General features: G+C 70.6%; 25 protein-coding genes, 1 tRNA gene and 1 pseudogene. 16 read left to right on the top strand and 11 right to left on the bottom strand.

From position 1 onward, the window contains the following. Positions 1–248 precede the first annotated feature (248 nt). Complete coding sequence (locus ACIBI4_RS18505) at positions 249–923, top strand: Crp/Fnr family transcriptional regulator (RefSeq protein WP_055515728.1); 675 nt, start codon at positions 249–251, stop codon at positions 921–923. 91 nt (positions 924–1,014) lie between these two features. Here ACIBI4_RS18505 and ACIBI4_RS18510 read toward each other — a convergent pair whose 3' ends face one another. The 4 genes from ACIBI4_RS18510 to ACIBI4_RS18525 form a co-directional block, all read right to left on the bottom strand. Next, positions 1,015–1,845, bottom strand: a complete 831-nt coding sequence (locus ACIBI4_RS18510) for an MBL fold metallo-hydrolase (protein WP_399204975.1) — start codon at positions 1,843–1,845, stop codon at positions 1,015–1,017. Further along, positions 1,842–2,714 carry an NUDIX hydrolase gene (locus ACIBI4_RS18515; protein WP_399204976.1) on the bottom strand — a complete coding sequence of 291 codons (873 nt, stop codon included), beginning with the start codon at positions 2,712–2,714 and terminating at the stop codon, positions 1,842–1,844. The genes ACIBI4_RS18510 and ACIBI4_RS18515 overlap by 4 nt, the downstream gene beginning before the upstream one ends. 285 nt (positions 2,715–2,999) lie before the next feature. After that, the gene (locus ACIBI4_RS18520) at positions 3,000–3,470 is read right to left on the bottom strand and encodes a RidA family protein (protein WP_399204977.1); all 471 of its coding nucleotides are present in this window, start codon (positions 3,468–3,470) and stop codon (positions 3,000–3,002) included. Further along, positions 3,467–3,628, bottom strand: coding sequence for a DUF4177 domain-containing protein (locus ACIBI4_RS18525; RefSeq protein ID WP_018386146.1), 162 nt, complete (start codon positions 3,626–3,628; stop codon positions 3,467–3,469). Before ACIBI4_RS18525 ends, ACIBI4_RS18520 begins: the two co-directional genes overlap by 4 nt. Positions 3,629–3,754: 126 nt before the next feature. On the opposite strand from ACIBI4_RS18525, the gene ACIBI4_RS18530 reads away from it, so the two are divergent. Next, entirely contained in the window at positions 3,755–4,729 is a 975-nt protein-coding gene (locus ACIBI4_RS18530) for an ArsA-related P-loop ATPase (protein ID WP_399204978.1), read from the top strand. Continuing rightward, a complete protein-coding gene (locus ACIBI4_RS18535) occupies positions 4,726–6,039 on the top strand; it encodes an ArsA family ATPase (RefSeq protein WP_399204979.1) in 1,314 nt (437 codons plus the stop codon). Before ACIBI4_RS18530 ends, ACIBI4_RS18535 begins: the two co-directional genes overlap by 4 nt. On the opposite strand, the gene ACIBI4_RS18540 is transcribed toward ACIBI4_RS18535, so the two are convergent. Further along, positions 6,036–6,377: a WhiB family transcriptional regulator gene (locus tag ACIBI4_RS18540; RefSeq protein ID WP_399204980.1), complete on the bottom strand. Its 342-nt coding sequence runs from the start codon at positions 6,375–6,377 to the stop codon at positions 6,036–6,038. The genes ACIBI4_RS18535 and ACIBI4_RS18540 overlap by 4 nt on opposite strands. A gap of 495 nt (positions 6,378–6,872) precedes the next feature. Between ACIBI4_RS18540 and ACIBI4_RS18545 the strand changes: the two genes are divergently transcribed. Continuing rightward, a complete protein-coding gene (locus ACIBI4_RS18545) occupies positions 6,873–9,131 on the top strand; it encodes a transglycosylase domain-containing protein (protein ID WP_399204981.1) in 2,259 nt (752 codons plus the stop codon). A 103-nt stretch (positions 9,132–9,234) separates the two neighbouring features. Here the strand turns inward: ACIBI4_RS18545 and ACIBI4_RS18550 are convergent, their stop codons facing one another. After that, a complete protein-coding gene (locus ACIBI4_RS18550; protein WP_399204982.1) occupies positions 9,235–9,699 on the bottom strand; it encodes a GatB/YqeY domain-containing protein in 465 nt (154 codons plus the stop codon). 146 nt (positions 9,700–9,845) lie between these two features. Between ACIBI4_RS18550 and ACIBI4_RS18555 the strand changes: the two genes are divergently transcribed. From ACIBI4_RS18555 to ACIBI4_RS18565, 3 genes are all read left to right on the top strand, one after another. Beyond that, positions 9,846–10,805, top strand: coding sequence for a metallophosphoesterase (locus ACIBI4_RS18555; RefSeq protein WP_399204983.1), 960 nt, complete (start codon positions 9,846–9,848; stop codon positions 10,803–10,805). Continuing rightward, positions 10,802–11,551: a Pr6Pr family membrane protein gene (locus ACIBI4_RS18560; protein WP_399204984.1), complete on the top strand. Its 750-nt coding sequence runs from the start codon at positions 10,802–10,804 to the stop codon at positions 11,549–11,551. The genes ACIBI4_RS18555 and ACIBI4_RS18560 overlap by 4 nt, the downstream gene beginning before the upstream one ends. Positions 11,552–11,604: 53 nt before the next feature. Further along, positions 11,605–11,678 (top strand) — tRNA-Pro (locus ACIBI4_RS18565). 83 nt (positions 11,679–11,761) lie between these two features. Here ACIBI4_RS18565 and ACIBI4_RS18570 read toward each other — a convergent pair. Further along, positions 11,762–11,929: pseudogene (locus tag ACIBI4_RS18570) on the bottom strand (site-specific integrase); the annotation flags it as partial. A gap of 45 nt (positions 11,930–11,974) precedes the next feature. Between ACIBI4_RS18570 and ACIBI4_RS18575 the strand changes: the two are divergent. Both ACIBI4_RS18575 and ACIBI4_RS18580 read left to right on the top strand, forming a co-directional pair. Next, the gene (locus ACIBI4_RS18575) at positions 11,975–12,427 is read left to right on the top strand and encodes a hypothetical protein (protein WP_399204985.1); all 453 of its coding nucleotides are present in this window, start codon (positions 11,975–11,977) and stop codon (positions 12,425–12,427) included. 452 nt (positions 12,428–12,879) lie between these two features. Next, complete coding sequence (locus ACIBI4_RS18580; RefSeq protein ID WP_399204986.1) at positions 12,880–14,022, top strand: ATP-binding protein; 1,143 nt, start codon at positions 12,880–12,882, stop codon at positions 14,020–14,022. A 77-nt stretch (positions 14,023–14,099) separates the two neighbouring features. Here the strand turns inward: ACIBI4_RS18580 and ACIBI4_RS18585 are convergent, their stop codons facing one another. Beyond that, on the bottom strand, positions 14,100–14,762 hold the full coding sequence (locus ACIBI4_RS18585; protein ID WP_399204987.1) for a Uma2 family endonuclease: 663 nt from the start codon (positions 14,760–14,762) through the stop codon (positions 14,100–14,102). Between the two features lie 113 nt (positions 14,763–14,875). Here ACIBI4_RS18585 and ACIBI4_RS18590 point away from each other — a divergent pair, with 113 nt between their 5' ends. Together ACIBI4_RS18590 and ACIBI4_RS18595 are read left to right on the top strand one after the other, a co-directional pair. After that, positions 14,876–15,013: a hypothetical protein gene (locus ACIBI4_RS18590; RefSeq protein ID WP_399204988.1), complete on the top strand. Its 138-nt coding sequence runs from the start codon at positions 14,876–14,878 to the stop codon at positions 15,011–15,013. A 28-nt stretch (positions 15,014–15,041) separates the two neighbouring features. Beyond that, positions 15,042–15,323: a hypothetical protein gene (locus tag ACIBI4_RS18595; RefSeq protein WP_399204989.1), complete on the top strand. Its 282-nt coding sequence runs from the start codon at positions 15,042–15,044 to the stop codon at positions 15,321–15,323. On the opposite strand, the gene ACIBI4_RS18600 is transcribed toward ACIBI4_RS18595, so the two are convergent. Both ACIBI4_RS18600 and ACIBI4_RS18605 read right to left on the bottom strand, forming a co-directional pair. Continuing rightward, positions 15,320–15,877 (bottom strand): hypothetical protein, encoded by a 558-nt coding sequence (locus ACIBI4_RS18600; RefSeq protein WP_399204990.1) that lies wholly within the window; start codon positions 15,875–15,877, stop codon positions 15,320–15,322. The two genes, ACIBI4_RS18595 and ACIBI4_RS18600, sit on opposite strands and share 4 nt — an antisense overlap. 129 nt (positions 15,878–16,006) lie before the next feature. Further along, the gene (locus ACIBI4_RS18605) at positions 16,007–16,459 is read right to left on the bottom strand and encodes a VOC family protein (protein WP_399204991.1); all 453 of its coding nucleotides are present in this window, start codon (positions 16,457–16,459) and stop codon (positions 16,007–16,009) included. Between the two features lie 148 nt (positions 16,460–16,607). Here ACIBI4_RS18605 and ACIBI4_RS18610 point away from each other — a divergent pair, with 148 nt between their 5' ends. From ACIBI4_RS18610 to ACIBI4_RS18630, 5 genes are all read left to right on the top strand, one after another. After that, positions 16,608–18,503, top strand: a complete 1,896-nt coding sequence (locus tag ACIBI4_RS18610) for a serine/threonine-protein kinase (protein ID WP_399204992.1) — start codon at positions 16,608–16,610, stop codon at positions 18,501–18,503. Between the two features lie 136 nt (positions 18,504–18,639). After that, positions 18,640–19,116, top strand: coding sequence for a hypothetical protein (locus ACIBI4_RS18615; protein WP_399204993.1), 477 nt, complete (start codon positions 18,640–18,642; stop codon positions 19,114–19,116). A 129-nt stretch (positions 19,117–19,245) separates the two neighbouring features. Next, positions 19,246–20,427: a PLP-dependent cysteine synthase family protein gene (locus ACIBI4_RS18620; RefSeq protein ID WP_399204994.1), complete on the top strand. Its 1,182-nt coding sequence runs from the start codon at positions 19,246–19,248 to the stop codon at positions 20,425–20,427. Continuing rightward, positions 20,424–21,677, top strand: a complete 1,254-nt coding sequence (locus ACIBI4_RS18625) for an MDR family MFS transporter (protein ID WP_399204995.1) — start codon at positions 20,424–20,426, stop codon at positions 21,675–21,677. The genes ACIBI4_RS18620 and ACIBI4_RS18625 overlap by 4 nt, the downstream gene beginning before the upstream one ends. Before the next feature lie 94 nt (positions 21,678–21,771). Further along, a complete protein-coding gene (locus ACIBI4_RS18630) occupies positions 21,772–22,218 on the top strand; it encodes a hypothetical protein (RefSeq protein ID WP_399204996.1) in 447 nt (148 codons plus the stop codon). A gap of 65 nt (positions 22,219–22,283) precedes the next feature. On the opposite strand, the gene ACIBI4_RS18635 is transcribed toward ACIBI4_RS18630, so the two are convergent. Next, entirely contained in the window at positions 22,284–24,542 is a 2,259-nt protein-coding gene (locus ACIBI4_RS18635) for an MMPL family transporter (RefSeq protein WP_399204997.1), read from the bottom strand. Positions 24,543–24,577: the final 35 nt, after the last annotated feature.

Genomic DNA, 24,577 nt, shown 5'->3' on the forward strand with positions numbered 1-24,577 from the left:
CGATACGCGCAACCCTCCCTCCGTACACCCTTGGCCAGCGCTCTCACCGGCCTGTTGGACCTTCGGGCCTGTTCACGGGGACGGGCCCGAGGATGGCCGGAACTCGCCTTGCCGCCCCCGATTGGGCCCCCTGTCGCACTGGAGGCCCCTTCGGTACGGCAAACTTGTTGTGACTGATCACACTGTTTGCTACGTCCGGCAAGATGGGCACCACAGCCCCTTGAGCCGGTCGACATAGGAGAGAACTCGTGGACGACGTTCTGCGGCGCGCCCCGCTCTTCGCGGCGCTCGATGACGAGCAGGCGGCGGAGCTGCGCGCCTCCATGAGTGAGGTGACCCTCGCGCGCGGCGACGCGCTGTTCCACGAGGGCGACCCGGGTGACCGCCTCTACGTGGTCACCGAGGGCAAGGTGAAGCTGCACCGCACCTCCCCCGACGGCCGCGAGAACATGCTCGCCGTGCTCGGCCCCGGCGAGCTCATCGGTGAGCTCTCGCTGTTCGACCCGGGCCCGCGCACCGCGACCGCCTCGGCACTGACCGAGGTCAAGCTGCTCGGCCTCGGCCACGGCGACCTCCAGCCGTGGCTCAATGTGCGCCCCGAGGTCGCCGCCGCGCTGCTGCGCGCCGTCGCCCGGCGCCTGCGCAAGACCAACGACCAGATGTCCGACCTGGTCTTCTCCGACGTGCCGGGCCGCGTGGCCCGCGCGCTCCTCGACCTGTCGCGCCGCTTCGGTGTGCAGTCCGAGGAGGGCATCCACGTGGTGCACGACCTCACGCAGGAAGAGCTGGCCCAGCTGGTCGGCGCCTCGCGCGAGACCGTCAACAAGGCGCTGGCCGACTTCGCCGGGCGCGGGTGGCTCCGCCTGGAGGCGCGTGCGGTGATTCTGCTCGACGTCGAGCGGCTGGCCAAGCGGTCGCGCTGAGGCGCATTCGTCTGGATTACGTGGACGGGGTCCGGCCTTTTGGGCGGGCCCCGTTTGCGTGCCCGCCCCGTTCGAGTCGTGCCCGTCCCGCCTAGATGAGCCCGTGCTCCCGCAAATACTCCAGCTGCGCCCGTACCGAGAGTTCCGCCGCCGGCCACAGCGAACGGTCCACGTCCGCGTAAACCGACGCGACGACCTCCGAGGGGGTCGTATGGCCGGATTCGACCGCCGTCTCGACCTGGGCCAGGCGGTGGGCGCGGTGGGCGAGGTAGAACTCGACGGCGCCCTGGGCGTCCTCCAGGACCGGGCCGTGGCCCGGCAACACCGTATGGACGCCGTCGTCGACCGTCAGGGACCGCAGACGCCGCAGGGAGTCCAGGTAGTCGCCGAGGCGGCCGTCGGGGTGGGCGACGACCGTCGTGCCGCGGCCGAGGATCGTGTCGCCGGTCAGGACGGCCTGGTCGGCGGGGAGATGGAAGCAGAGCGAGTCGGCGGTGTGGCCCGGGGTGGGGACCACCCGGAGTTCGAGGCCGCCGGCCTCGATGACCTGACCCGCCGCCAGACCCTCGTCGCCCAGACGCAGGGCCGGGTCGAGGGCCCGTACATCCGTCCTGGTGAGCTCGGCGAACCGCGCCGCGCCCTCCGCGTGGTCGGGATGACCGTGCGTCAGGAGCGTGAGCGCGACCCGCTTGCCCGCCTGCTCCGCCGTGGCGATCACGTGCCGCAGATGGCCCTCGTCGAGCGGCCCCGGGTCGATCACCACCGCCAGCGGCGAGTCCGGCTCGGAGACGATCCACGTGTTCGTACCGTCCAGGGTCATCGCATTCGCGTTGGGCGCGAGCACGTTGACCGCCCGGGCCGTCGCCGGACCCGAGAGCACCCCGCCGCGGGGCTGGCCGGGCAGGGCGGAAGCGTCGGTCATCCCGTGGCGCCGTTCTTGAGTGCGATGTGCTTGGTGAACTCGTCGTGGCCCGGCCAGGAGAGCACCAACTCGCCGTTCTCCAGGCGCGCCTGGGCCAGTACGGGGGTGAGGTCGCGGTCCGCGGAGGAGGCGAGCGCGTCCTCGGACGTCGCGTACGGCTCCAGCTGGCGCAGCGTCGTGATCGTCGGCGGCATCATCGTCAGCTCGCCCCGGTCGTAGCCGCCCGCGGCCTCGGACGGCCGGATCCAGACCGTACGGTCGGCCTCCGTCGACGCGTTGCGCGTGCGCTGCCCGGCCGGGAGCGCCGCGACGAAGAACCATGTGTCATAGCGGCGCTGCTCGAACTCCGGGGTGATCCAGCGCGCCCACACGCCCAGCAGGTCGGAGCGCAGCACCAGGCCGCGGCGGGCCAGGAACTCCGCGAAGGACAGCTCACGTTCGACCAGGGCGGCCCGGTCCGCCTCCCAGTCGTCGCCCGTGGTGTCGCCGACGACCGAGTCCGCTGTCGGGCCGGCGAGCAGTACGCCCGCCTCCTCGAAGGTCTCGCGCACGGCGGCGCACACAATCGCCTGCGCCTCGGCCTCCGCGACGCCGAGGCGCGCGGCCCAGTCGGCGAGCGAGGGCCCGGCCCAGTCGACGTGCCGGTCGTCGTCGCGCGGGTCGACGGAGCCGCCGGGGTACGCGTACGCGCCGCCGGCGAACGCCATGGAGGCGCGGCGCCGCAGCATGTACACGTCCGTGCCCTGCTCACCGTCGCGCAGCAGCAGAACGGTGGCGGCCCGGCGCGGCGTCGCGGGCGTCAGCTCACCATCGGCGAGCGCCCTGATCCGGTCGGGCCATTCGGGCGGGTACCACTGGCCATTGGACATGGCCGGAGGCTATCTGCTCACGGCAGGATGTTCGAGAGGCAACCAAATTGGGGTGGGGGGTGGTGTGGGGCGGGTGCGTGCGCGGTGCGTGTTGGGGCCGGATCGTCTCCGTGCCCGGACAGTCCCCTCCCGCCCGGGGGCCGAAGCCCTTTCCAGACTATCGACCCCCACTGACAACGCGGGAAGCCGCAAGGGCCCCGGCCGCAACCGACCGGGACCCAAGCTCGTACGAACCACGTATGCCGTGCGCACTGAGCGCGTCCAACCGAACAGCAGACCCGCAGGTCAGCCCTGCTCCAGCTCCACGATGAACTCGATCTCCACCGGCGCGTCCAGCGGCAGCACCGCCACGCCCACCGCGCTGCGCGCGTGGACGCCCTTCTCGCCGAAGACCTCGCCGAGGAACTCGCTCGCGCCGTTGAGGACCGCCGGCTGGCCGGTGAAGTCCGTGGCCGAGGCGACGAAACCGGTGACCTTCACGATCCGCGCGACGCGATCGAGGTCGCCGGCGATCGACTTGACCGCGGCGAGCGCGTTCAGCGCGCACGTACGGGCCAGTTCCTTGGCCTCCTCGGGCGTCACCTCCGCGCCGACCTTGCCGGTCGTCGGCAGGCTGCCCTCGACCATCGGGAGCTGGCCCGCGGTGTAGACGTAGTTCCCGGAGCGGACCGCGGGCTGGTAGGCCGCGAGCGGCGCCGCGACGCCGGGGAGCTTCAGGCCGAGCTCGGCGAGCCGCGCCTCGATCGCCCCGCTCATGCCTGCTTCTCGCGCTTCAGGTACGCCACGAGCTGCTCGGGGTTGTTGGGCCCGGGCACGACCTGGACGAGCTCCCAGCCGTCCTCGCCCCAGGTGTCAAGAATCTGCTTGGTCGCGTGCACGAGGAGCGGCACGGTCGCGTATTCGTACTTGGTCATGGGGCCGAGCGTAGTGCCCCGGCGGAGCCCGCGGGTCGGCGGTGGGACCGCCCGGGCCGACACGGATACACGCTGGGTACGGAGCCCCCGGGAATCAACCGCGCCGTACTGGTTACGCTCGAAGGCGTGAGCAGGCTTCAGGTCGTCAGCGGCAAGGGCGGGACCGGTAAGACCACGGTCGCCGCCGCCCTAGCGCTCGCCCTCGCGACCGAGGGGAAGCGCACGCTTCTCGTCGAGGTCGAGGGCCGGCAGGGCATCGCGCAGCTCTTCGAGACGGAGGCGCTGCCGTACGAGGAGCGGAAGATCGCCGTCGCTCCGGGCGGCGGCGAGGTGTACGCGCTGGCGATCGACGCCGAGCTGGCGCTCCTCGACTACCTCCAGATGTTCTACCGGCTCGGCGGCGCGGGCCGCGCGCTGCGCAAGCTCGGCGCGATCGACTTCGCGACGACGATCGCGCCGGGTGTACGGGACGTCCTGCTGACCGGCAAGGCGTGCGAGGCCGTGCGCCGCAAGGACAAGCGCGGGCGCTTCGCGTACGACTACGTGGTGATGGACGCGCCGCCCACCGGCCGCATCACCCGCTTCCTCAACGTGAACGACGAGGTGGCCGGGCTCGCGAAGATCGGCCCGATACACAACCAGGCGCAGGCGGTCATGCGGGTGCTCAAGTCCGCCGAGACCTCGGTGCACTTGGTGACGCTCCTCGAGGAGATGCCCGTCCAGGAGACCGTCGACGGGATCGTCGAGCTGCGCGCCGCGGGGCTGCCGGTGGGCCGGATCCTCGTCAACATGGTGCGGCCCACGCTGCTCGACGGTCCGGTGCCACAGGACGTCAGGCGGACGGCCATCGCCAAGGAGCTGTCGCGCGCCGGACTCGGCGGCGCGCGCAAGGGCGGGCTCGCGGAGCAGCTGGTCGATCCGCTGCTCGCGCAGGCCGCGGAGTACGCGGAGCGGGTCGCGCTGGAGCAGGAGCAGCGCGCCGAGCTGGCCGGACTGGGCCTGCCCGTACAGGAGTTGGAGTTCCTCAGCGAAGGCATCGACCTGGCCGGTCTCTACACCCTGGCCGGGGCGCTGCGCAGGCAGGGAGTCGGAGCCGTATGACGCCGGACGTTTCCCCGATGGACGTTCCCCCCACGCTCGCCGTCGATCCGCTGCTCGACGACCCGAAGACCCGCATCATCGTGTGCTGCGGCGCGGGCGGCGTGGGCAAGACGACGACCGCGGCGGCCCTCGGGCTGCGCGCCGCCGAACGGGGCCGCAAGGTCGTGGTCCTGACGATCGACCCGGCGCGGCGGCTCGCGCAGTCGATGGGCATCGACTCGCTGGACAACACCCCGCGGCGCGTGAAGGACATCGACGGCGACGGTGAACTGCACGCCATGATGCTCGACATGAAGCGCACCTTCGACGAGATCGTCGAGGCGCACGCGGATGCCGAGCGGGCCCGCGCGATCCTGGAGAACCCCTTCTACCAGTCTCTTTCGGCCGGGTTCGCCGGCACGCAGGAGTACATGGCGATGGAGAAGCTGGGGCAGCTGCGGGCGCGCGACGAGTGGGACCTGATCGTGGTCGACACCCCGCCGTCGCGCTCCGCGCTCGACTTCCTGGATGCTCCCAGCCGGCTCGGCTCGTTCCTCGACGGGAAGTTCATCCGGGTCCTGATGGCGCCGGCGAAGGTCGGCGGGCGGGCCGGGATGAAGTTCCTGAACGTCGGGATGTCGATGATGACGGGCACGCTGGGCAAGCTGCTCGGCGGTCCGTTCCTCAAGGACGTGCAGACGTTCGTGGCCGCGATGGACACGATGTTCGGCGGCTTCCGTACGCGCGCGGACGCCACGTACCGGCTGCTCCAGGCGCCGGGGACGGCCTTCCTCGTGGTCGCCGCGCCCGAGCGGGACGCGCTGCGCGAGGCCGCGTACTTCGTGGAGCGGCTCGCGGCGGACCGGATGCCGCTCGCCGGTCTCGTCCTCAACCGTGTGCACGGCAGCGGCGCCGCACGGCTCTCGGCCGAACGGGCGCTCGCCGCTGCGGAAGCGCTGGGGGCTCCGGCGGCGCCGGACAACTCCGTGGAACTTGACGATTCCGTGGAACGTGACGATTCCGTGGAACGTGACGACTCCGCGGAAAATCATGAAGCGGCCGGCATTGTGGATCAGGAGGGCGGGAAGGAAGAGGGTCGTACCTCTCCCGAATCCCCCGAAGCTCCCGAAACCCCGGCATCCCAGCTCACCGCGGGGCTCCTGCGGTTGCACGCCGAACGGATGCAGCTGCTCGCACGCGAACAGCGCACACGTGACCGCTTCACCACACTGCACCCCGAGGTGGCAGTGGCCGAGGTGGCCGCACTGCCCGGCGATGTACACGATCTCGCAGGGCTGCGGGACATCGGCCGCCGGCTTGCGTCCGGCTAGCCCACCGCCGCGTAACTCTCGAAGGTCTCGTCCTCGGCGTCCACGGGCAACAGGCCCGTGCTGCGCTCGTATTCGCTACGAGCCGTCTCAAGGAGCCTGCGCCAGGACGTGACCGTGGGCCGCCGGCGCAACAGCGCGCGCCGCTCCCGCTCGGTCATTCCGCCCCACACGCCGAACTCGACGCGATTGTCCAGGGCGTCCGCCAGGCACTCCGTACGCACCGGACATCCGGTGCACACCGCCTTGGCCCTGTTCTGTGCCGCACCTTGTACGAACAGTTCATCCGGATCAGTAGTGCGGCAGGCTGCCTGCGCACTCCAGTCAACTACCCAGCCCATGCCGGCGCCGTCCTCTCCCGAATCGAGGCTCCCCCACGGCGGCAGCGGCATATTCACCGCCGCCAGTTGAGGACGTTACGGAAGGTGGGCACAGCGCAACACCCCCTTCGGGCCCAATCTTGAATGGCCCGAACGGACTATGCGTAAGCGGCAGATCACCCGACGGAGTGAGCTGCGGACATGCGTGATCAACCCGTCAAAACGGGGCAGTTCAGCTGGGCCACAACGGGCGTCGAATGACGCATGAGGCGGAAACGGACAGCGCTCCGGCGACTTCGGGGGTGACGGAGTCTTGATACGGGACCGCACTGCTGTGACAGTTGTGAGCAGCTTAGGCCAACGCCTGCGCGCCTGTCCGGCGAATCGGAACCTTGCCCTGCCGCCCTTTGTCGCGCGTCCGCGTGGCCGAGGTCACAGGAGTTACGGAAGCGTGTCGACTTTCCGATGAGGGTGCGATCCCTCGGCACGCATAGGTGTACGGATTAGGCTGCCTCCATGGGTAAGAAGCTCTCCGGCGGTGGACTGTCGCCGACGCAGCAGGCCGCGAAGTTCCTCGGCGTCAGCGTTCTCTCCGGTGCGGTCATGGCGGGTATCGCCCTGCCGGCGGTGGGAGTGTTCGGTCTGGCGGCCAAGGGATCGGTCGAGGAGTTCGACGAAATCCCGGCGAATCTCGCGCAGCCGCCGCTGATGCAGCGCACCACGATCACCGACGCGCAGGACAATCCCATCGCGACGGTCTACGACCGTGACCGCACGCTCGTGGACATCAAGGACATCTCGCCGTACATGCAGAAGGCGATCGTCGCGATCGAGGACTCGCGCTTCTACGAGCACGGCGCGGTCGACCTCAAGGGCATCCTGCGCGCGGTGAACGAGAACGCGCGCTCGGGCGGTGTCTCGCAGGGCGCCTCGACCCTCACCCAGCAGTACGTGAAGAACGTCTTCGTCGAAGAGGCGATGGACAATGCCGCCAAGTTCCGCGAGGCCACGCAGCAGACCCTGGGCCGCAAGATCCGCGAGCTGAAGTTCGCGATCCAGGTCGAGGAGAAGCTCGGCAAGAAGAAGATCCTCGAGAACTACCTGAACATCACGTTCTTCGGGCAGCAGGCCTACGGCGTCGAGGCCGCCTCGCAGCGCTACTTCTCCAAGCCGGCCAAGGACCTGAACCTCGAGGAAGCCGCGATGCTCGCCGGCATCGTCCAGTCGCCGAGCCGCTACGACCCGGTGAACGACGAGCAGGAGGCCAAGAAGCGGCGCAATGTCGTGCTGCAGCGGATGGTCGCCACTGATGACATCTCGCAGCAGGAGGCCGACAAGGCCAAGGCCACCGACATCAAGCTGAAGGTCTCCAAGCCGAAGAACGGCTGCATCACCGCCACCAACGGCGCGGGCTTCTTCTGCGACTACGTCAAGCAGGCCTTCCTCGACAGCCCGACCTTCGGCGACACGCGCGAGGAGCGCGCCGAGGTGTGGAAGCGCGGCGGTCTGCGCATCAAGACCACGCTCGACCCGCAGGCGCAGGAGTCGGTGCAGGCCTCGCTGAAGGACCACATCTACCAGACGGACAAGATGGCCAGCGCGGCCACGATCGTCGAGCCGGGCAGCGGCAAGATCCTCGCGATGGGCCAGTCGCGGCCGTACGGCGGTGACGCCAAGAAGAACGAGACGACGATCAACTACGCCGTCGACCACCGGATGAACGGGTCCAACTACGGCTTCCCGACCGGTTCGACCTTCAAGCCCTTCGTGGCGGCCGCCGCCATAGAGCAGGGCACGCCGCTGAACAAGACGTACCCGGCGCCGTACGAGATGCCGTATCCGAGCCCGATCACCGGGTGCGACACCACGTACAAGAACGTCGCGAACGACAAGGTGGAGAACGAGAACGAGTCCGAGGTCGGCCCGTACGGGCTGAAGGAGGCCATGGAGAAATCGGTCAACACCTACTTCGTCCAGATGATCTCCGACATCGGGATGTGCCCCGTGGTGGAGATGACGAAGAAGCTGCACATCGTGCAGGGTGACGGCAAGGCGATCCCCGAGCAGCCCTCGCCCCTGACCCTCGGCTCCAACGGTCTCTCGCCCCTGACGATGGCGAACGCGTACGCGACCTTCGCCAACCGCGGCACCTACTGCTCGCCGGTCGCCATCGAGGCGATCACCGACCCCAACGGCAAGGCGATGGAGGTCCCCAAGTCGACCTGCGAGCAGGCGATGTCGGTGAAGACGGCGGACTCCATCAACTCGCTGCTCAGCGGCGTGGTGGACTCCGGTACCGGTAAGCGTGCCGGTCTGTCGGGCCGTGACAACGCGGGCAAGACGGGTACGACGGACGAGCGCAAGAACGCCTGGTTCGTGGGCTACACCCCGAACATGTCCGGTGCCGTGTGGGTGGGTTCCCCGAGCCAGACGGTCGAGGGGACGAACCAGACCATCGGCGGCGTCTTCCACCCGCTGGTCTTCGGTGGTGACGTCCCCGGCCCGATCTGGCGGGACGCGATGACCGGAGCCCTGGCCGGCAAGGAAGCCCCGCAGTTCAACCGGGTGCACATCCCGGACGTCCGGGACAAGGAAAAGGACGACGAGGACGAGGACGACGGCAAGCCCGGCCGTCCCGGCGGCGGCCACAACGGCGGTGGTGACGGGGACGAGGACCCCTTCCCCGAGATCACCATTCCGCCGGGCGTGATCGGCGGCAACGACGGCGGGAACGGGAACGGCGGCGGGAACGGCGGCTGGCCGGAGCCGCGCTGACCATCTCCCGTAGTACGTGAAGAGGGCGCCCCCTGCGCAGGGGGCGCCCTCTTCGTACGTACGGGACGGGGCGGGCCTCAGCCCGCAGCGGCCGGAACCGGGCTCAGCCCGCCAGCGCCTGCTTCACCGCGGCGGCGACGCGGCCGCCCTCGGCGAGACCGGCCACCTTCGGATTCACGATCTTCATGACCTGGCCCATCGCGCGCGGCCCCTCGGCGCCCGCGGCCTTCGCCTCCTCGACGGCCTGGACGACGATGGCCTTGAGCTCGTCGTCGCTCAGCTGCTTCGGCAGGTACTCCGCGAGCACCACGCCCTCGGCCTTCTCGCGCTCGGCCGACTCGGCGCGCCCGCCCTGCGCGAAGGCCTCGGCGGCCTCACGGCGCTTCTTCGCCTCGCGGATGATCACCTTCTGCACCTCGTCGTCGGAGAGCTCGCGCTTCTCCTTGCCCGCGACCTCCTCCTTCTGGATCGCGGCGAGGGTCATCCGCAGGGTGGCGGAGCGCAGCTCGTCACGCGCCTTGATGGCGACATTGAGGTCTTCCTGCAGCTTGGACTTGAGCGTGGTCATGGGTTCAGTGTCGCAGGTACGGCGGGTGGGGTGCCTGCGCATTTCCTTCTTGTACGCGGGTGTGCGGGGCGGTCCCGTCCGTGGTCCGTCAGGCCGGTGCGCGGGCGGACTGTGACGCTCCGCATCGGTCTGCGACGATGGGGCTCATGCGCGCGCGATACGGAGTACCCCTGGGAATCACCGCGGCGGCCGCCGCCGGTGTCGGCTACGCGGCAGGGTTCGAGGCCCGCTCCTTCCGGCTCCGCCGGGTGACGGTGCCGGTGCTCCCGGCCGGGATGCGGCCGCTGCGTGTGCTCCAGGTCTCCGACATCCACATGGTGAGCGGCCAGAACAAGAAGCGCCGCTGGCTGCAGTCGCTCGCGGGCCTGCGCCCCGACTTCGTGATCAACACCGGTGACAACCTGTCCGACCCGGATGCGGTGCCCGAAGTCCTGGACGCGCTGGGCCCGTTGATGGACTTCCCGGGGACGTACGTCTGGGGCTCGAACGACTACTACGGTCCCAAGTTCCGCAACCCCGGCCGCTATCTGATCGAGAAGCTCCAGGGCAAGCACGGCCTCAACGGGCAGGGGCCCGCCGTCGGCGTCCCGCGCAACCCGTGGGAGGACCTGCGCGACGGCTTCGACGCGGCGGGCTGGGTCGGCCTGGTGAACTCGCGCGGCACGCTGAAGGTCGACGGCTACGAGATCGCGTTCACCGGCCTCGACGACCCGCATATCAAGCGCGACCGCTACGCGCACGTGGCGGGCGGTCCGGACGCGGGCGCCGACTTCTCGATCGGCGTCGTGCACGCCCCGTACCTCCGCGCGCTCGACGCCTTCACCGAGGACGGCTACCCGCTGATCCTCGCCGGGCACACCCACGGCGGCCAGCTCTGCATCCCCTTCTACGGGGCGCTGGTCACCAACTGCGACCTGGACACGGACCGCGTGAAGGGCCTCTCCACGCACACCGCCGGCGACCACACCTCGTACCTCCACGTCTCGGCGGGCTGCGGCGCCAACCGCTACACGCCGGTCCGGTTCGCGTGCCCCCCGGAAGTGACGCTGCTGACGCTGGTGGAGCGGTCGCCGGAGCAGGACGGGCTGTCTACCGTGGCCCCATGACAAGGGACGCGCTTTCCGGACCTCTCCCACCCACCGCGGTGGCGCCGGTCCCCACCCGCCGGCCCTTCGCGGCTGCGTTCCGCGCCCTGATCTCCCTCGCCGCGCTCACCGGCATCGTCATCAACCTCTTCCTGAGCAACTCCGCGCTGCGGGTCTTCAGCTACTTCACGATCCAGAGCAACGTCCTGGTGGCCGTCGTCTTCGCCCTCTCCGCCTGGCGCGCCTGGTCGGGCCGACCGCCCCTCCCCGCGTGGCTGACGACAGGAACCGTCCTCTTCATCTCCATCACGGGCCTCGTCTACCACGTGGTCCTCGCGAACGCGTCCTCCGGCTTCTCCATGACGGACGACGCCGCGGCCACACTGACCGGCTGGCGCGAGGCCGCCAACCAGCTCCTCCACACGGTGACCCCGCTCGCCGCGTTCGCTGACTGGCTCCTGCTGACCCACCCGGGCGGCCTCCGCCTGCGCCACGCCGCCCTCTGGCTGACGTACCCCCTGGCGTACCTGGTCTTCTGCCTGATCCGAGGCGCGATCATGTCCCCCGGCACGGAGGCCCGCTACCCGTACCCCTTCGTGGACGTGGACCAGCACGGCTACGGCGGTGTCCTGCGCAACGCAATCGTCCTCGGCCTCTGCTTCTACGCCCTGGCGCTGGCGTTCCTGGGCCTGGACCGCATCCGCCCCGCACCACCGGGCCCACCCCCTGCGAAAACCGGATTTCGTCTCCGGCCGCCGGTCCGCTAAAGTAATCGATGTCGCCGCGACCTGCAGGACTGTGGGGCGCGGAGCAACGACATCGGGGTGTAGCGCAGCTTGGCAGCGCGCTTCGTTCGGGACGAAGAGGTCGTGGGTTCAAATCCCGCCACCCCGACAGCTGAAACAGCAGGTGAGGCGCCTACCGGAATCGGTAGGCGCCTCACCTGTTTTTGTGTGCGTGTCTATCTGCGTGCGTGACTACGGCTCCCGGTCCCGCTTGAAGATCCCGTCCATGACTACGGCCCCCGTCTGGATCACGGGCCGGATCTGCTTCCGGGGCGTCCAGTCGTCTGCGTTGATCCCCGTCGCGTTCTTGGGCGCGGCCCGGAAGGCACGTCGGACGTTGGTCGCGTCCAGCGGCTTGCCGAAACACAGACGACAGGTGCCACCCCTGCCCAGCAGAATCCGAGCATGTCCACCGACGTGAGCGGGATGATCGAGTGCAGGCCGTGGGCCAAGGTCTGGGGCGAGGACGACGAGGACGTTGCCTGGACGGCAGCCATCGACCTGTTCCTCCTCAATACCGGCAACGCCTACGACGCCCTCGCCTGCCTCTTCGGGGTGCGCAACAGCTTCGGATTCCAGCCACTGGCCGAAGGGCGCGGACTGCCGGAGGACGCCTCCGCGGGGGTACGCGCCGACTTCGCCGCTCACGGCGGGCCCAATAACGTCCATGGCACCACCTGGATCACCTGGGCCGAGCTGGACGCCGCCAACTGGGACGAGACCGATGAGTCCGGCGCACGCAGCCGTCGTGCGGCCGCCGGAGACAACACCCACTGGGGCCCGGTCTGGGAAGTGATGCGAACGCTCGGTGCACTGCACGGTCCGGAGTACGTGCGGCTCGTGGTCTGGTTCGACTGACCATGGTGGTACGAGGACGAGGTGGGTGGGACAGGATGAGCCAGAGTCACCCGTCACCGAACGGGAAGGGCACATCGAGGAATCGCCGGCCTCCAGGAGTTCTCCTTCGTGGGGAACTACCGTGAGATCGCAGCGGAGCTCGGCCGCCAGCAGTTCCAGCGTTGCGGCAAGGCCGCCCGCGGCAGCGAGGTCAGGATGAGGTCGGAGTTCACCTCGCGCCGATGCCGTCGCCCTGAAATCAGGCGCCTAAGGGCAGCCCAGAATGGGGCCGTACACGGCCTCGGCCCGGGTCTGGCCGCAGTTTGCGGGCTTACCTCTGGCCCTGGGTCAGCTGCATCCAGGTAGACACTCACCCGCCCACTCATGCCTACGGCGAACTGGCTCTGACCTGGTGTTTTCCGGATATCCGCCTAGGCTGGTCAAACTGCCGGACACGGTCGGAGGGGGACTTCGTGAGCGAGAATGCCAACCGGTACGACGCTACCCACATCACGGTGGTGCACGCGGCGGAAGCCATTCGGAAGCGACCTGGGATGTACGTCGGATCGACCGGCGAACGTGGTCTGCACCAAGCGGTGTTCGAGGCCATGGAGCACTCGGTGAATGAGGTCCTGGCCGGACGCGCCAGTTCCGTCGATGTCACCCTCCAAGCCGACGGCGGCGTGCGGGTCGCCGACGACGGGCCGGGGGTATCCCCAGAGGCCACCGAGGACTCCGATGAGCCCAGCGGCCTCGAGGCTCTACTGACCCGCATGTATACCGGGGTACGACCCACAGGCCGCGCCACCGCCACCGTGAGCCTGGTCGGCATCGGCCCCAGCGTCACCAACGCCCTGTCGAGCCGGCTGACGGCGGAGGTGCGGCGCCATGGCACCCTCTGGGTTCAGGAGTACCGGTGCGGCGTCCCCGTAGCTCCGCCCACCGCCGTAGGTCCGGCATCCGGTAGTGGGACCACCATCACTTTCTGGCCCGACTCCGACATCTTCGAGACCGTGGAGTGCTCGTTCGCCGTGCTGGCGGGACGCTTCGAAGAACTGGCTTTCCTGAACCGGGGCCTGAGCATCTCTCTGACCGACGCTCGCCCTGCGGGCGAACCCCGGTCGGAGCGATTCCTGGGCGAAGTGCAGGACTTCAGCTTCTTCTTTGATGCCTCAGGGGGAGCACCCGTTCACCCGGACACCATTGCCTTCGCGTGGGAGGACTCGCGGATGGCAGGGACAGCGGAGGTAGCCCTGCGGTGGTGCACCTCCCACGAGGAGCGGGTCCGCAGCTTCGCCAACAGCCGGCCCACCTCCGAGGGCGGATCCCATGTGGCGGGATTCCGCGAAGGAGTGGCGGACGCGATCAACACCTACGCCCGGAAGCGGCAGTTGCCGGCAGCAGCAGATCCCGATCTCACCTCGGAGCGGATCGGCGAGGGACTGGCTGCGGTGGTGTCGGTGAAGCTGGACCATCCCCAGTTCGAAGGCGCCACCCACGGCCTACTGGGCAACGCGGAAGTGCGCACTTGCGTGCGCGAGGCCGTCCGTGAGCACCTGGGCAGGTGGCTGGAGGGACACCCGGAGGAGGCCGCAGCCATCGTCGGCAGGATGTGAGCGTCTGCGCACCACCAGCGCCGGGCGAACTTGCTCACGCAAATCGCGTTTGGGCCCAAACGGGCGGCCGACAGATTTCAGAACGCCAGGTCGTCCCAGGAGATGCTCATCGCGAAGGGTTCGGGGAACTCGATGGCGAGGCCGGTCGGCTCCCACTCGCCGACGGGCATGTAGACCATGGGGCGCAGCGGCTTGACGGTGTGCCCTGACTGGTCGACGGTGTACAGCTCGTAGCCCCGCACCGCGGTGACGTCCCACGTCCCGCCGGAGTCGAGCTCGACCTCCCAGTACCAAGGGATGCCGGCCTCCGCGTACCGGTCCATCTTCCACTGCCTGCGCTTGGGGGTGTCCGAGCCGGAGAGCACCTCGCCCACCAGAACGGTGTCGTCGGCGAAGGTGTCGGCTCCGCGTGGCAGACAGCGGCGGACCAGGAAGTCGGGGGTGAGGAAGCTGGACTTGTCGGGCTTGAAGAAGACGTTGGTCTCCGTCTCGACCTGCCAGCACTGCCGTGCCTCGCCGCCGGATCCGTCCTGCATGGCGCGGCGGGCATGCACTTCGAGCGCATTGCACATACGTCGGGCAACCCGCTGATGTTCCATCGGGGGGCGCCTGTTCCACACGACCCTGCCCTGCCACAGCTCGACGTCCTTGGCGATGTCACCCGGAAGCTCGTCGAGCTCCTCCCAGGTCATGGTCTCCGGCAAATCGAGCCCGGATGGCCCGTCCGCACTCGTTGACATGGCGCCTCCACGGTTCACGCTCCGCCGTCTTCACGGTAGCGGAACGGGCGGGCCGTCAGCCGACGGTGCGCAGGGCGTCACTCCGCCGGTCGTCGTCGACGTACGCAACTGCGGTGAGCGCGCTCAAGACCCGTGGCGGTCCGCGGCTGCTCGAGGTGCGGACGGCCCACACGTGCGCGACGGGCATGATGCTCGCCAAGCTGCCGTACAACCGCGGTCCGCGCACCGATGTGCTGACACGGCCCCTCTGAGCTGGACGAGAGGAGTGAGACTTTGACGATGCGCTGGTTTCGCAGCTATTGGGATGAGGAGGACACCTGGTTCTGCTTCGAGGTCGACGGCGATGAATGGGTGCGCCGCCAGGTGGAACTGGAGGGCCCGGACCGGCGTCCCGTTGCCGCTGCTTCGGCGGACGAGGAGGACGGGGCCACGTACGGCTTCACCGCGGAGTCACCCGTCACCGAGTGGGAGGGGCACGACGAGGAGCCGCTGACGGCCGAGGAGTTCGAGGAGATCTGGGCCGAGGCGCGACGGCGGCTCGGGGCCGGTCGGATCTCCTAGCCGGCGGTATGGGCCGCGCTGCGGGCAGCGGCCCGGTGTCGCGCGTAATAGGAGTACGTGACGGCGGCGGTCAACGGCCCCCACAGCACCAGGGGCTGGTAGAGCAGCCCGACGATCAGATTCCCCGCCGAGGTCATGTCGTCGTGCGGATGTGTCCACCACAGCGGGATGGTGGCCCAGATCCCCGTCAGCGCCACCGCCCCGAGCGCGCCCGGCACCACGGCGGCGAGGGGACGTACCCGTCGTCCGCCGAGTACCGGTATCCACCGCGGCACGACCTCACCCCACGGCTTGACGAGCCCGAGCGTGAGCAGGACGACCAGTTCGGTGAGGACGGTCAGCGTCAGCATCCACAGCTTGGCGCCGAACGTATCGAAGGCCACGAACCCTTCGTCCGTGTACCCGGCCGGGTGCCCCGCCACCATCACGAGCCGCCACACGGCACTGGGCAGCACCACCACCGCCGCCAGACGCGCACACCACACGGCCCAGCGCGGCGCCGGCGCGAGGGACGACCTGACGGGGGCGGCAGCGGCCGCTGCGGGAATCTCCATACGGCTCATCCTGGGCGGCGCCGCGCGCCTTTCCGTCAGCCTGACCGGCGGGATCGGGAGGCCGCGGGGACGAGGCGCGGGGCGGGGTGCTCCGCCGCGTGGGGGAGGCGCTCGTCCTCCCCCACGCGATCAGTCCAGGCAGAACTCGTTGCCCTCGATGTCCTGCATCGTGATGCAGGACTCGTTGAATTCGTCCGCGCGTTGGATCAGGACCACCGAGGCGCCGAGCTTCTGCAGCCGCTCGCATTCCGCGCTCAGCTTCGCGAAGCGCTCCTCGCCGCGCAGGCCCGTTCCCACCCGGACGTCCAGGTGGACGCGGTTCTTGACCGCCTTGCCCTCCGGTACGCGCTGGAAATAGAGGCGCGGGCCGTCGCCCTTCGGGTCGACGCACGCGAAGTCGGCGCCCTGATGTTCGGCGGGCAGCGTGGCGTTGAACGCGTTCCACGTATCGAAGCCGGCCGGCGGGGGCGGCACGACATAGCCGAGGACCTCGCACCAGAAGCGTGCGACGCGCTCGGGGTCCGCGCAGTCGAAGGTGACCTGGAACTTCCGGACCGTGGTTTCCGTGGGTGTGGCAGTCATGCGGGGCACCCTAGTGCCGCGGGTCATACATAAGGCCAGCCCTTTTCCGTGGGCCGTGGCCTCTCCTTCACCCTGCGCAGCAACAGCGTTTATTCTCAACGACGTTGCGCCGGACCGGGCGCGTCGAGGCCGGGGGAGCCAGATCGCCATGAGTGGTGCGTACGGGGACGAGCAGGACGGGACCGGGGAGGATTTCGTCGACGGGGGGATCAAGCCCCTCACCGCGGCCGACCCCGCACGGATCGGCCCGTATCTGCTGCTCGGGCGGCTCGGCGCCGGCGGTATGGGACGGGTGTATCTCGCGCGGGCCGAACGCGGGCGGACCGTCGCCGTGAAGGTCGTGCACGAGGAGCATGTGTCCGACGCGCAGTTCCGGGCCCGCTTCCGCCAGGAGATCGAGTCCGCGCGCCGCGTCGGCGCACGGCACACCGCGCCCGTGCTCGACGCCGGACCGGACGACGAACCGCCGTGGGTGGCCACCGGCTATGTGCCGGGACTCTCGCTCGAACAGGTCGTACGACGCCACGGACCGCTCCCCGACACCTCCGTGCACGCCCTGGCCGAGGGCCTGTTGAACGCGCTCGGGGACATTCACGGGGCGGGCATCGTGCACCGCGACCTCAAGCCGTCCAACGTGATGCTGACCGTGGACGGCACCAAGGTCATCGACTTCGGGATCGCCCGGGCGCTCGACGCCTCGGTCGAGTCCCTGCTCACCAGCACCGGCATGGCCGTCGGCTCGCCCGGGTTCATGGCGCCCGAGCAGATCCAGGGGGAGCGCGCCGGGGTCGCGAGCGATGTGTTCACGCTGGGGTGCGTGCTCACGTACGCCGCCTCGGGGCAGTTGCCGTTCGGGCACGGGGCGAGCAACCAGCACGCGGTGATGTACCAGATCGTGGAGGGCGAGCCCGATCTGACGGGCGTCGAGGACCCGGCCATGCGGGCGCTCATCACGCGCTGCCTGCTGAAGGATCCTCAACAGCGGCCCACTATCGCGGAGTTGACGGAAGATCCGGAACGTCCCCGGGCCGCCGTAGCGCGCGGCGCGTGGCTGCCGCCGGCCGTCGTCGCTCATCTCGCCCAGCAGTCGGCACAGTTGCTGGACGCGGAGGCGTCCCCGCTGCGGGAGGGGGACGAGGAGGAGGCCGGGTCCGCGCCTCGGGACCGGGCGACAGTCGGACTGCGGGCGCCGGGCGCCGCGGGTGCCGGAGCCGCCGCAGGTCCCGGAGCCGCCGCGGGCGCGGGAGCCGTCGGGGACGCCGAGCCCGCCGGCGCCCCGAGGCCCGTCGGCCCCGGTGCCGCGCCCCGCAAGGAGAAGTCCCGGCGCCGCACGCTCGTCGTCCTGCCCATCGTCGCCGTGCTCGCGGTCGGCGGCGGTACGGTCGCGCTGCTCCAGCCGTTCGGGAACGGGGGCGACGAGGACCGCGCGAAGCCGCCCGCCGGCAGCGCGAGCAAGACGCCCGGTGACTCCTCGCCCACGCCCAGCGGTTCGCCGTCCGACGGGAAGAAGGACGACGGCAAGGGCAAGGGCGACAAGGATGACAAGGACGGCGCCGAACCCGGGGACAAGGACACCGAGGGCAGCTCACGCGAGCCCGGCGCGGCCGGGGAGCCGTCCGGGGACGGGGCGGGCGGCGCCGACGGCGGGTCCGCGGACGGCGGCGCGGGGTCGGGGTCCGCCTCGGGCTCGGGTTCCGGGTCGGGTTCGGGCTCCGGCGGCGGCTCGTCCGCGGGGTCCAAGCCGGCCGACCTCACCTCCTACCGTCTCGACTACCTCCACGGCTGCTTCGGCGCCTGCGACATGCCCATCAAGGCGACCTGGTCCGCGATCCCGAAGGCGACGCGGTACGACATCCACTACATCAACAAGGGCAGCCAGTTCACCGAGAAGAACGTGGACACCACGTACTCGACGAGCAGTACGACCTTCACCATCAACGGCCCGTTCTCCGGCGACGAGATCTGCATCGAGATCCGCGCGGCAAATGCCGCCGGACCCTCGGCGTGGGCCGAGAGGTGGTGCGACAAGGTGCCGCCGGCCTGAGGGCACCCACCCAGCAGGTGAGGGCATCCAGCGGGTGAGGGCGGGTTCGAACCCGCGCCCCAAGCCCGTTCCCCGTACGGGCGACCCGGCCCCGCAGAAACGTGACGCCACGTAAGCGCTGAATTACGGTCGGCACATGATCGCGTCGTGGCGGAGGCTGGTGCGGGCGGTGCGGCGAGGCCGCCTCGCCCTCGTGCCGCTGCTCGCCGTGCTGATCACCGCGCACCTCGCGAGCGCCGCGCACAGCGCGCCGTTCACGGTCGGCCACACCGGTCCGTACGCGGGAATCCTCGCCGTCTGCCCGCCGCAGCACCACGTGCCGCAGGACGCGCACGCGGCCACGCACGGGGACCGGCTCGGCAGCGCGCACGACGCGGCGCACCAGGCCGCGCCCTCCCCCACGCACGACCACGACGGCGGCGAGCACATCGACCACTCCGTGGACCGGCCGCGCGACCCGGGCGCGCAGGACCTCGACGGGCCCGAACTCCCGGGGCTCGCCCGGACCGTCGCCCCCGCCGGTACGCCACGGCACAGCACGGCCGAGCAGCGCGCCGGGCCGCCGGGCGAGCGCACCGGCGACCGTTCACTGCTCTGCGTCTGGCGGCAGTAGCCGCGCCCCGCACCCCGCCCTCCGACGGGTCACCCCGGCAGGAGCCGCGGTGCGTCCGCGCGTCCCGATCCACCCCCTGCCATCCGTGCGCGGCGCCCTTGGCGCCCCGGCACGCAGGAGCCGTACGCCATGAACCACACGCACAGCACGCGCAACCACAGCACGCCCACCCACAACACGCACCCCCACCCCACCCCCACCCCGTCCTGCCGCCACCTCACCGGCGCCCCCGCCGTGGCCCGCCGTCCCGCCCATCTGGTCGGCAACACCCCGGTGCTCTGGGTCGACCAGCCCTTCGCGCCGCCCGGGCGGGGGTTCTACGCGAAGCTCGAAGGGGCCAACCCGGGCGGGATCAAGGACCGTCCGGGGCTGCACATGATCCGCGAGGCGCGCCGCCGCGGGGAGCTCGCGCCCGGCGCTCCGGTCGTCGAGTCGTCCAGCGGCACGCTCGGGCTGGGCCTTGCGTTGGCCGGACTGACGTACGGGCATCCGGTGACCGTGGTGAGCGACCCGGGGATGGAGCCCGCGATGGTGCGGCTGCTCACCTCGCTCGGCGCGCACGTGGACCGCGTCGAGCGGCCGCACCCCACCGGCGGCTGGCAGGAGGCCCGCCGGTCCCGGGTCGCCGAACTTCTCGCGGCCGCGCCCGGCGCGTACTGCCCGGACCAGTACAGCAACCCGGACAACGTGGCCGCCTACGCACCGCTCGCCGCCGAACTCGCCGCCCAGCTCGGCCGGATCGACACCCTCGTCGTCGCGGTCGGCACCGGCGGCCACTCGGCCGGGATCACGGCGGGCCTGCGCGCACACTCCCCCGGCCTGCGGGTCGTCGGCGTGGACGCGGTCGGCTCCGCGATCTTCGGCCAGCCCGCGACGGCCCGTCTGATGCGCGGCCTCGGCTCCAGCATCCATCCGGCGAACGTGGACTACGGGGCCTTCTGCGAGGTCCACTGGGTCGCACCCGCCGAAGCGGTGTGGGCCTGCCGCCAGTTGGCGCGGCGGCACTACGCGTCCGGCGGCTGGAGCGTCGGCGCGGTGGCGCTGGTCGCGGGCTGGGTGGCGCGGACCTCGGCGCCCGGGACGCGGATCGCGGCGGTGTTCCCCGACGGTCCGTACCGCTATCTGGAGACCGTCTACAACGACAACTGGTGCAAGGAGAACGGGATCGCGTGGGGCGCGCCGCCACCGACCGCGCCCGATGAGATCGCCGCTCCCGACGCACACGTGGTGACGTCCTGGACGCGGTGCGCCGACGTGCGCGATCCGCTGGGCCGCCGCCGCACCAAGGCGCCCGCGGCGGATGCGCGGTGAAGGGGCTGCGCGCGCAGGTCGCGTCCTTCGATCCGGCCGTACGGCTCCTGATGGTCAATCAATTCGCCATCAACTTGGGCTTCTACATGCTGATGCCCTATCTCGCCGACCACCTCGGCCACGGTCTGGGCCTGGCCGCCTGGGCGGTCGGGCTCGTGCTCGGCGTACGGAACCTGTCCCAGCAGGGGATGTTCCTGGTCGGCGGGACGCTCGCCGACCGCTACGGCTGCAAGCCGATGATCCTCGCCGGCTGCGCCCTGCGTACCGTCGCCTTCGCCCTGCTCGGTCTCGCACAGTCGCTGCCCGCGCTGATCACGGCCTCGGCGCTGACGGGGCTCGCGGGGGCGCTGTTCAATCCGGCGGTACGGGCGTATCTCGCCGCCGAGGCCGGTGCGGAGCGGCGTGTGGAGGCCTTCGCCGCGTTCAACGTCTTCTACCAGGCGGGCATCCTGATCGGCCCGCTCGCCGGACTCGCCCTGCTCACCTGGGACTTCCGGGCGGTCTGCGCGGCCTCCGCGGTGATCTTCGGCGCGCTCGCCCTGCTCCAGGCCCGCGCACTGCCCGCCCGTCCGCCGAAGGACCGCGACGCCGAACCGGCGTGGCGCGCGGTGCTCAGGGACTGGCGCTCCATCGCGGCGAACCGCCCGTTCCTGCTGTTCGCGCTCGCCATGTCCGGCTCGTACGTGCTCGCGTTCCAGGTCTATCTCGCGCTGCCGCTGCGGGCGCGCGAGCTGTTCGGGGAGCGGACGGGCCTGGTGACGGGCGCCGTCTTCGCGTTCTCCGCCCTGGCCGCCCTGTCCGGACAGCTGCGCCTGACCGCTTGGGCCAAGCGGCGGCTGTCCGGGCCGCGGGCGATCGCGCTCGGTCTGCTCGTGATGGGCGCGGCGTTCCTGCCCGTCCTGCCCGGGGTGTACGGGGCCTCGCAGCTGTACGGCGTCATCGGGCTCACGCTGTGCGCGGCGCTGCTCGCGTGGGGCGGTGCACTCCTGTACCCGTTCGAGATGGACACGGTGGTCCGGCTCTCCGGGGAGCGGCTCGTCGCCACGTACTACGGGGCCTACAACACCGCGTCCGGTATCGCCGTCGCCGCCGGGAACCTGGTGGTGGGGGCGCTGTTCGACACGGGCATCGCCTGGGTGCCCTGGGTGGCGCTCGCGGTGACGGGGGCGCTGTGCGCGGGGGCGGTCGGCCTGCTCGACCGCGGCGGGTATCTGCGGGTGCGGGAGAGGGAGCCGGCGCTGCTGGGCTGAGGGGGCGGCTCAGACGGGCTGAGTACCCACACGGTGTGGACGGATGAGTACCCGTACGCTGGCCGGGCCTGTGGCCTGCGGGAATGCTGAAGCCATGGAGAACAAGCTCACCGCCCGCCGCGTGATCGCCACCGTGGCCCTCGTCGCACTCACCCTCGGAGCCTGGGCCGGCTGGCTCGGCTGGGACCAGGAACGCGATGTGCACCCCGACGGTTCGACGACCGGACCGTACGAGGCGTGGCAGGTGATCGGCCTGGTGCTGACGCTGCTCGTGGCGGTGGTCCTGACGGCCTGGCGGATCCATCCCGCCGTACCGGTCGTCGGCGTCACGGCGGGGCTGGCAGGGGCCGCGTTCCACGACTGGTCGGACGACGCGACAGGGCTGTTCATGGTCGGGGTCGTCATGGTGTTCGTCGGGAGTCTCGCGGCGACCTCGGCCGTCGCGGCGGTCGTCTCGGCCCTCACCTCTTCACGGCAGCGCACGCCCGTGCCCGGCTTGGTCTGGCCGCCGGAGAACAGGTGGCCGCAGCAAGGGAGTTGAGCCCTGACGGCCCTCACGGAAACGGCCGCCCCTGAGCAGGGGGCGGTCGTTTCCGTATGCCTGGATCAGTGGTGCAGTTGCGGCTCACGCGGCCGGGGCGCGGGCGCCGGGACCGGCGCCGTGGTGAGCTTCGCGCCCTCCACGTCCATGTTCGGCAGCAGCCGGCCGAGCCAACGGGGCAGCCACCAGGCCGACTTGCCGAAGAGGGCGAAGAGCGCCGGAACGATGGCCATGCGGACGATGAAAGCGTCGAAGAGGACGGCCGCCGCGAGGCCGAAGCCGATCATCTTCACGAAGTCGTTGTCCTCCATGATGAAGCCGGAGAACACGCTGATCATGATGACCGCGGCCGCGGTGACCACCCGGCCGCCGTGCCGGAACCCCGTGACGACCGCCTGCCCGGGGCGCTCCCCGTGGACGTACGCCTCCCGCATCCGCGTCACGAGGAAGACCTCGTAGTCCATCGCGAGACCGAAGACCACGCCGATCATGAAGATCGGCATCGTGGACATGATCGGTCCGGTCTGCTCGACGCCGAGCAGGTCGCCGAGCCGGCCCCACTGGAAGACGGCGACCACCGCGCCGAGTGCCGCGGAGACCGAGAGCAGGAAGCCGAGCGCCGCCTTGAGCGGGACGAGGACCGAGCGGAAGACCAGCATCAGGAGCAGGAACGCCAGGCCCACGACCAGGGCGAGATACGGGATGAGCGCGTCGTCGAGGGTCTTGGAGAAGTCGATGAACATCGCGGTCTGGCCGGTGAGAAGGATCGTCGCGCCGGTCTCCGCCTTGAGGTGGGAGGACTGCGCCCGCAGGGACTTGACCAGGTCCTCGGTGCGCTCCTCGGTGGGGCCGTAGTCGGGGACGAGGTTGAAGACGGCGGTGTCGCCCGCCTTGTTGACCGTCGCCGGGGCGATGGCCGCGACGCCCTGCTCCTTCGCGAAACGGTCGGCGACCGTCCGGGCGGCGGCACCGGCGTCCGGGCCCTCGACGGCCACCATCAGCGGGCCGTTGAAGCCGGGGCCGAAGCCGTCGGACATCAGGTCGTACGCCTTGCGCTGGGTGGTCTCGGTGGGCATCGTGCCCTCGCCCGGCAGACCGAGCTCCATCTTGGTGGCGGGCACGGCGACCGCACCGAGGCCGATGACCGCGACCAGCAGGACCGCGACCGGGTGCCGCAGGACGAACGAGGCCCAACGGGCGCCCAGGTTGGGCTTGTTGCGGTCCTCGCGCGCTTCGTTCTTCCGCGCGAGCTTCGCTGCCTTGCGCTGCTGTCGCGCCGAGAGCGGCTTGCGGCGGTGCGCGAGGCGGTCGCGGCGGCGCAGGACGCGGACCGGCGCGAAGCCGAGCAAGGCCGGGACCAGGGTGACGGCGATCAGGACCGCGACGGCCACGGTGCCGGCCGCCGACAGGCCCATCTTGGTGAGCATCGGGATGTCGACGACGGCGAGACCGGCGAGCGCCACGATCACGGTGAGGCCCGCGAAGACCACGGCCGATCCGGCGGTGCCGACGGCGCGGCCCGCGGCCTCCTCGGGCGTACGGCCCTCGGCGATCTCGGAGCGGTAGCGCGAGACGACGAACAGCGCGTAGTCGATACCGACCGCGAGACCGATCATCATCGCCAGCGTCGAGGTGGTGGACGACAGTCCGAGGGTGGAGCCGAGCGCGGTGATGCCGCTGATGCCGACGCCCACGCCGATCAGCGCGGTGAGCAGCGGCATCCCGGCCGCGATGAGGGAGCCGAAGGTCAGCAGCAGGACGACGGCGGAGATCAGGATGCCGATCTGCTCGCCGGTGCCGCCCATCGTCTGGTCGATCTTCACCGCGTCACCGCCGGCCTCGGCGGTCAGTCCGCTGTCGCGGGCCTGGTCGAGCGCCTTGTCGAAGGCGGAGTGCGCCTTGTCGCTCACCTCGGGCGCGGGGACCTTGTACGTCACGGTGGCGTACGCGGTGGTGGCGTCCTCGCTGACGGCCTTGGCAGTGAACGGGTCGACGACGCCCGCCACTTGGGGCGCCCTGGCGAGGCTCTTGAGCAGGGCGGCTACTTCCTGCTCCTGCTCCGGGTCGGTGATCTTCCCGCCCTCGGGCGCCTTGACGACCACGCGGGCCGAGGCGGCGTCGGCGCTCGCGGCCGGGAACTTCCGCTCCAGGAGATCGAAGGCGCGCTGCGATTCCGTGCCCGGCATCGAGAAGGTGTCGGCGGGCGGGGCGGGCGCGGTGGACGCGGCGAAACCGACGCCGCCCAGGATCAGCACCCAGAGCAGGGTCATCAGGCCGCGTCGCCTGAAGGCCAGGCGGCCGAGTTTGTGGAGGAAGGTGGCCACTGCGGGCTCCCGTCATGGAGGGGGGTCGGTGACTT

It is taken from the genome of Streptomyces sp. NPDC050418, from assembly GCF_044458745.1.
Taxonomy (GTDB): Bacteria; Actinomycetota; Actinomycetes; order Streptomycetales; family Streptomycetaceae; genus Streptomyces.

Coding starts and splice junctions, on each gene's coding strand:
- ACIBI4_RS18630 (WP_399204996.1), top strand. CDS start 21,772: ATGGAGAACAAGCTCACCGCCCGCCGCGTGATCGCCACCGTGGCCCTC.
- ACIBI4_RS18605 (WP_399204991.1), bottom strand. CDS start 16,459: ATGACTGCCACACCCACGGAAACCACGGTCCGGAAGTTCCAGGTCACC.
- ACIBI4_RS18600 (WP_399204990.1), bottom strand. CDS start 15,877: ATGGAGATTCCCGCAGCGGCCGCTGCCGCCCCCGTCAGGTCGTCCCTC.
- ACIBI4_RS18560 (WP_399204984.1), top strand. CDS start 10,802: ATGACAAGGGACGCGCTTTCCGGACCTCTCCCACCCACCGCGGTGGCG.
- ACIBI4_RS18555 (WP_399204983.1), top strand. CDS start 9,846: ATGCGCGCGCGATACGGAGTACCCCTGGGAATCACCGCGGCGGCCGCC.
- ACIBI4_RS18550 (WP_399204982.1), bottom strand. CDS start 9,699: ATGACCACGCTCAAGTCCAAGCTGCAGGAAGACCTCAATGTCGCCATC.
- ACIBI4_RS18520 (WP_399204977.1), bottom strand. CDS start 3,470: ATGAGCGGGGCGATCGAGGCGCGGCTCGCCGAGCTCGGCCTGAAGCTC.
- ACIBI4_RS18540 (WP_399204980.1), bottom strand. CDS start 6,377: ATGGGCTGGGTAGTTGACTGGAGTGCGCAGGCAGCCTGCCGCACTACT.
- ACIBI4_RS18610 (WP_399204992.1), top strand. CDS start 16,608: ATGAGTGGTGCGTACGGGGACGAGCAGGACGGGACCGGGGAGGATTTC.
- ACIBI4_RS18525 (WP_018386146.1), bottom strand. CDS start 3,628: ATGACCAAGTACGAATACGCGACCGTGCCGCTCCTCGTGCACGCGACC.
- ACIBI4_RS18510 (WP_399204975.1), bottom strand. CDS start 1,845: ATGACCGACGCTTCCGCCCTGCCCGGCCAGCCCCGCGGCGGGGTGCTC.
- ACIBI4_RS18620 (WP_399204994.1), top strand. CDS start 19,246: ATGAACCACACGCACAGCACGCGCAACCACAGCACGCCCACCCACAAC.
- ACIBI4_RS18595 (WP_399204989.1), top strand. CDS start 15,042: ATGCGCTGGTTTCGCAGCTATTGGGATGAGGAGGACACCTGGTTCTGC.
- ACIBI4_RS18575 (WP_399204985.1), top strand. CDS start 11,975: ATGTCCACCGACGTGAGCGGGATGATCGAGTGCAGGCCGTGGGCCAAG.
- ACIBI4_RS18515 (WP_399204976.1), bottom strand. CDS start 2,714: ATGTCCAATGGCCAGTGGTACCCGCCCGAATGGCCCGACCGGATCAGG.
- ACIBI4_RS18615 (WP_399204993.1), top strand. CDS start 18,640: ATGATCGCGTCGTGGCGGAGGCTGGTGCGGGCGGTGCGGCGAGGCCGC.
- ACIBI4_RS18545 (WP_399204981.1), top strand. CDS start 6,873: ATGGGTAAGAAGCTCTCCGGCGGTGGACTGTCGCCGACGCAGCAGGCC.
- ACIBI4_RS18585 (WP_399204987.1), bottom strand. CDS start 14,762: ATGTCAACGAGTGCGGACGGGCCATCCGGGCTCGATTTGCCGGAGACC.
- ACIBI4_RS18535 (WP_399204979.1), top strand. CDS start 4,726: ATGACGCCGGACGTTTCCCCGATGGACGTTCCCCCCACGCTCGCCGTC.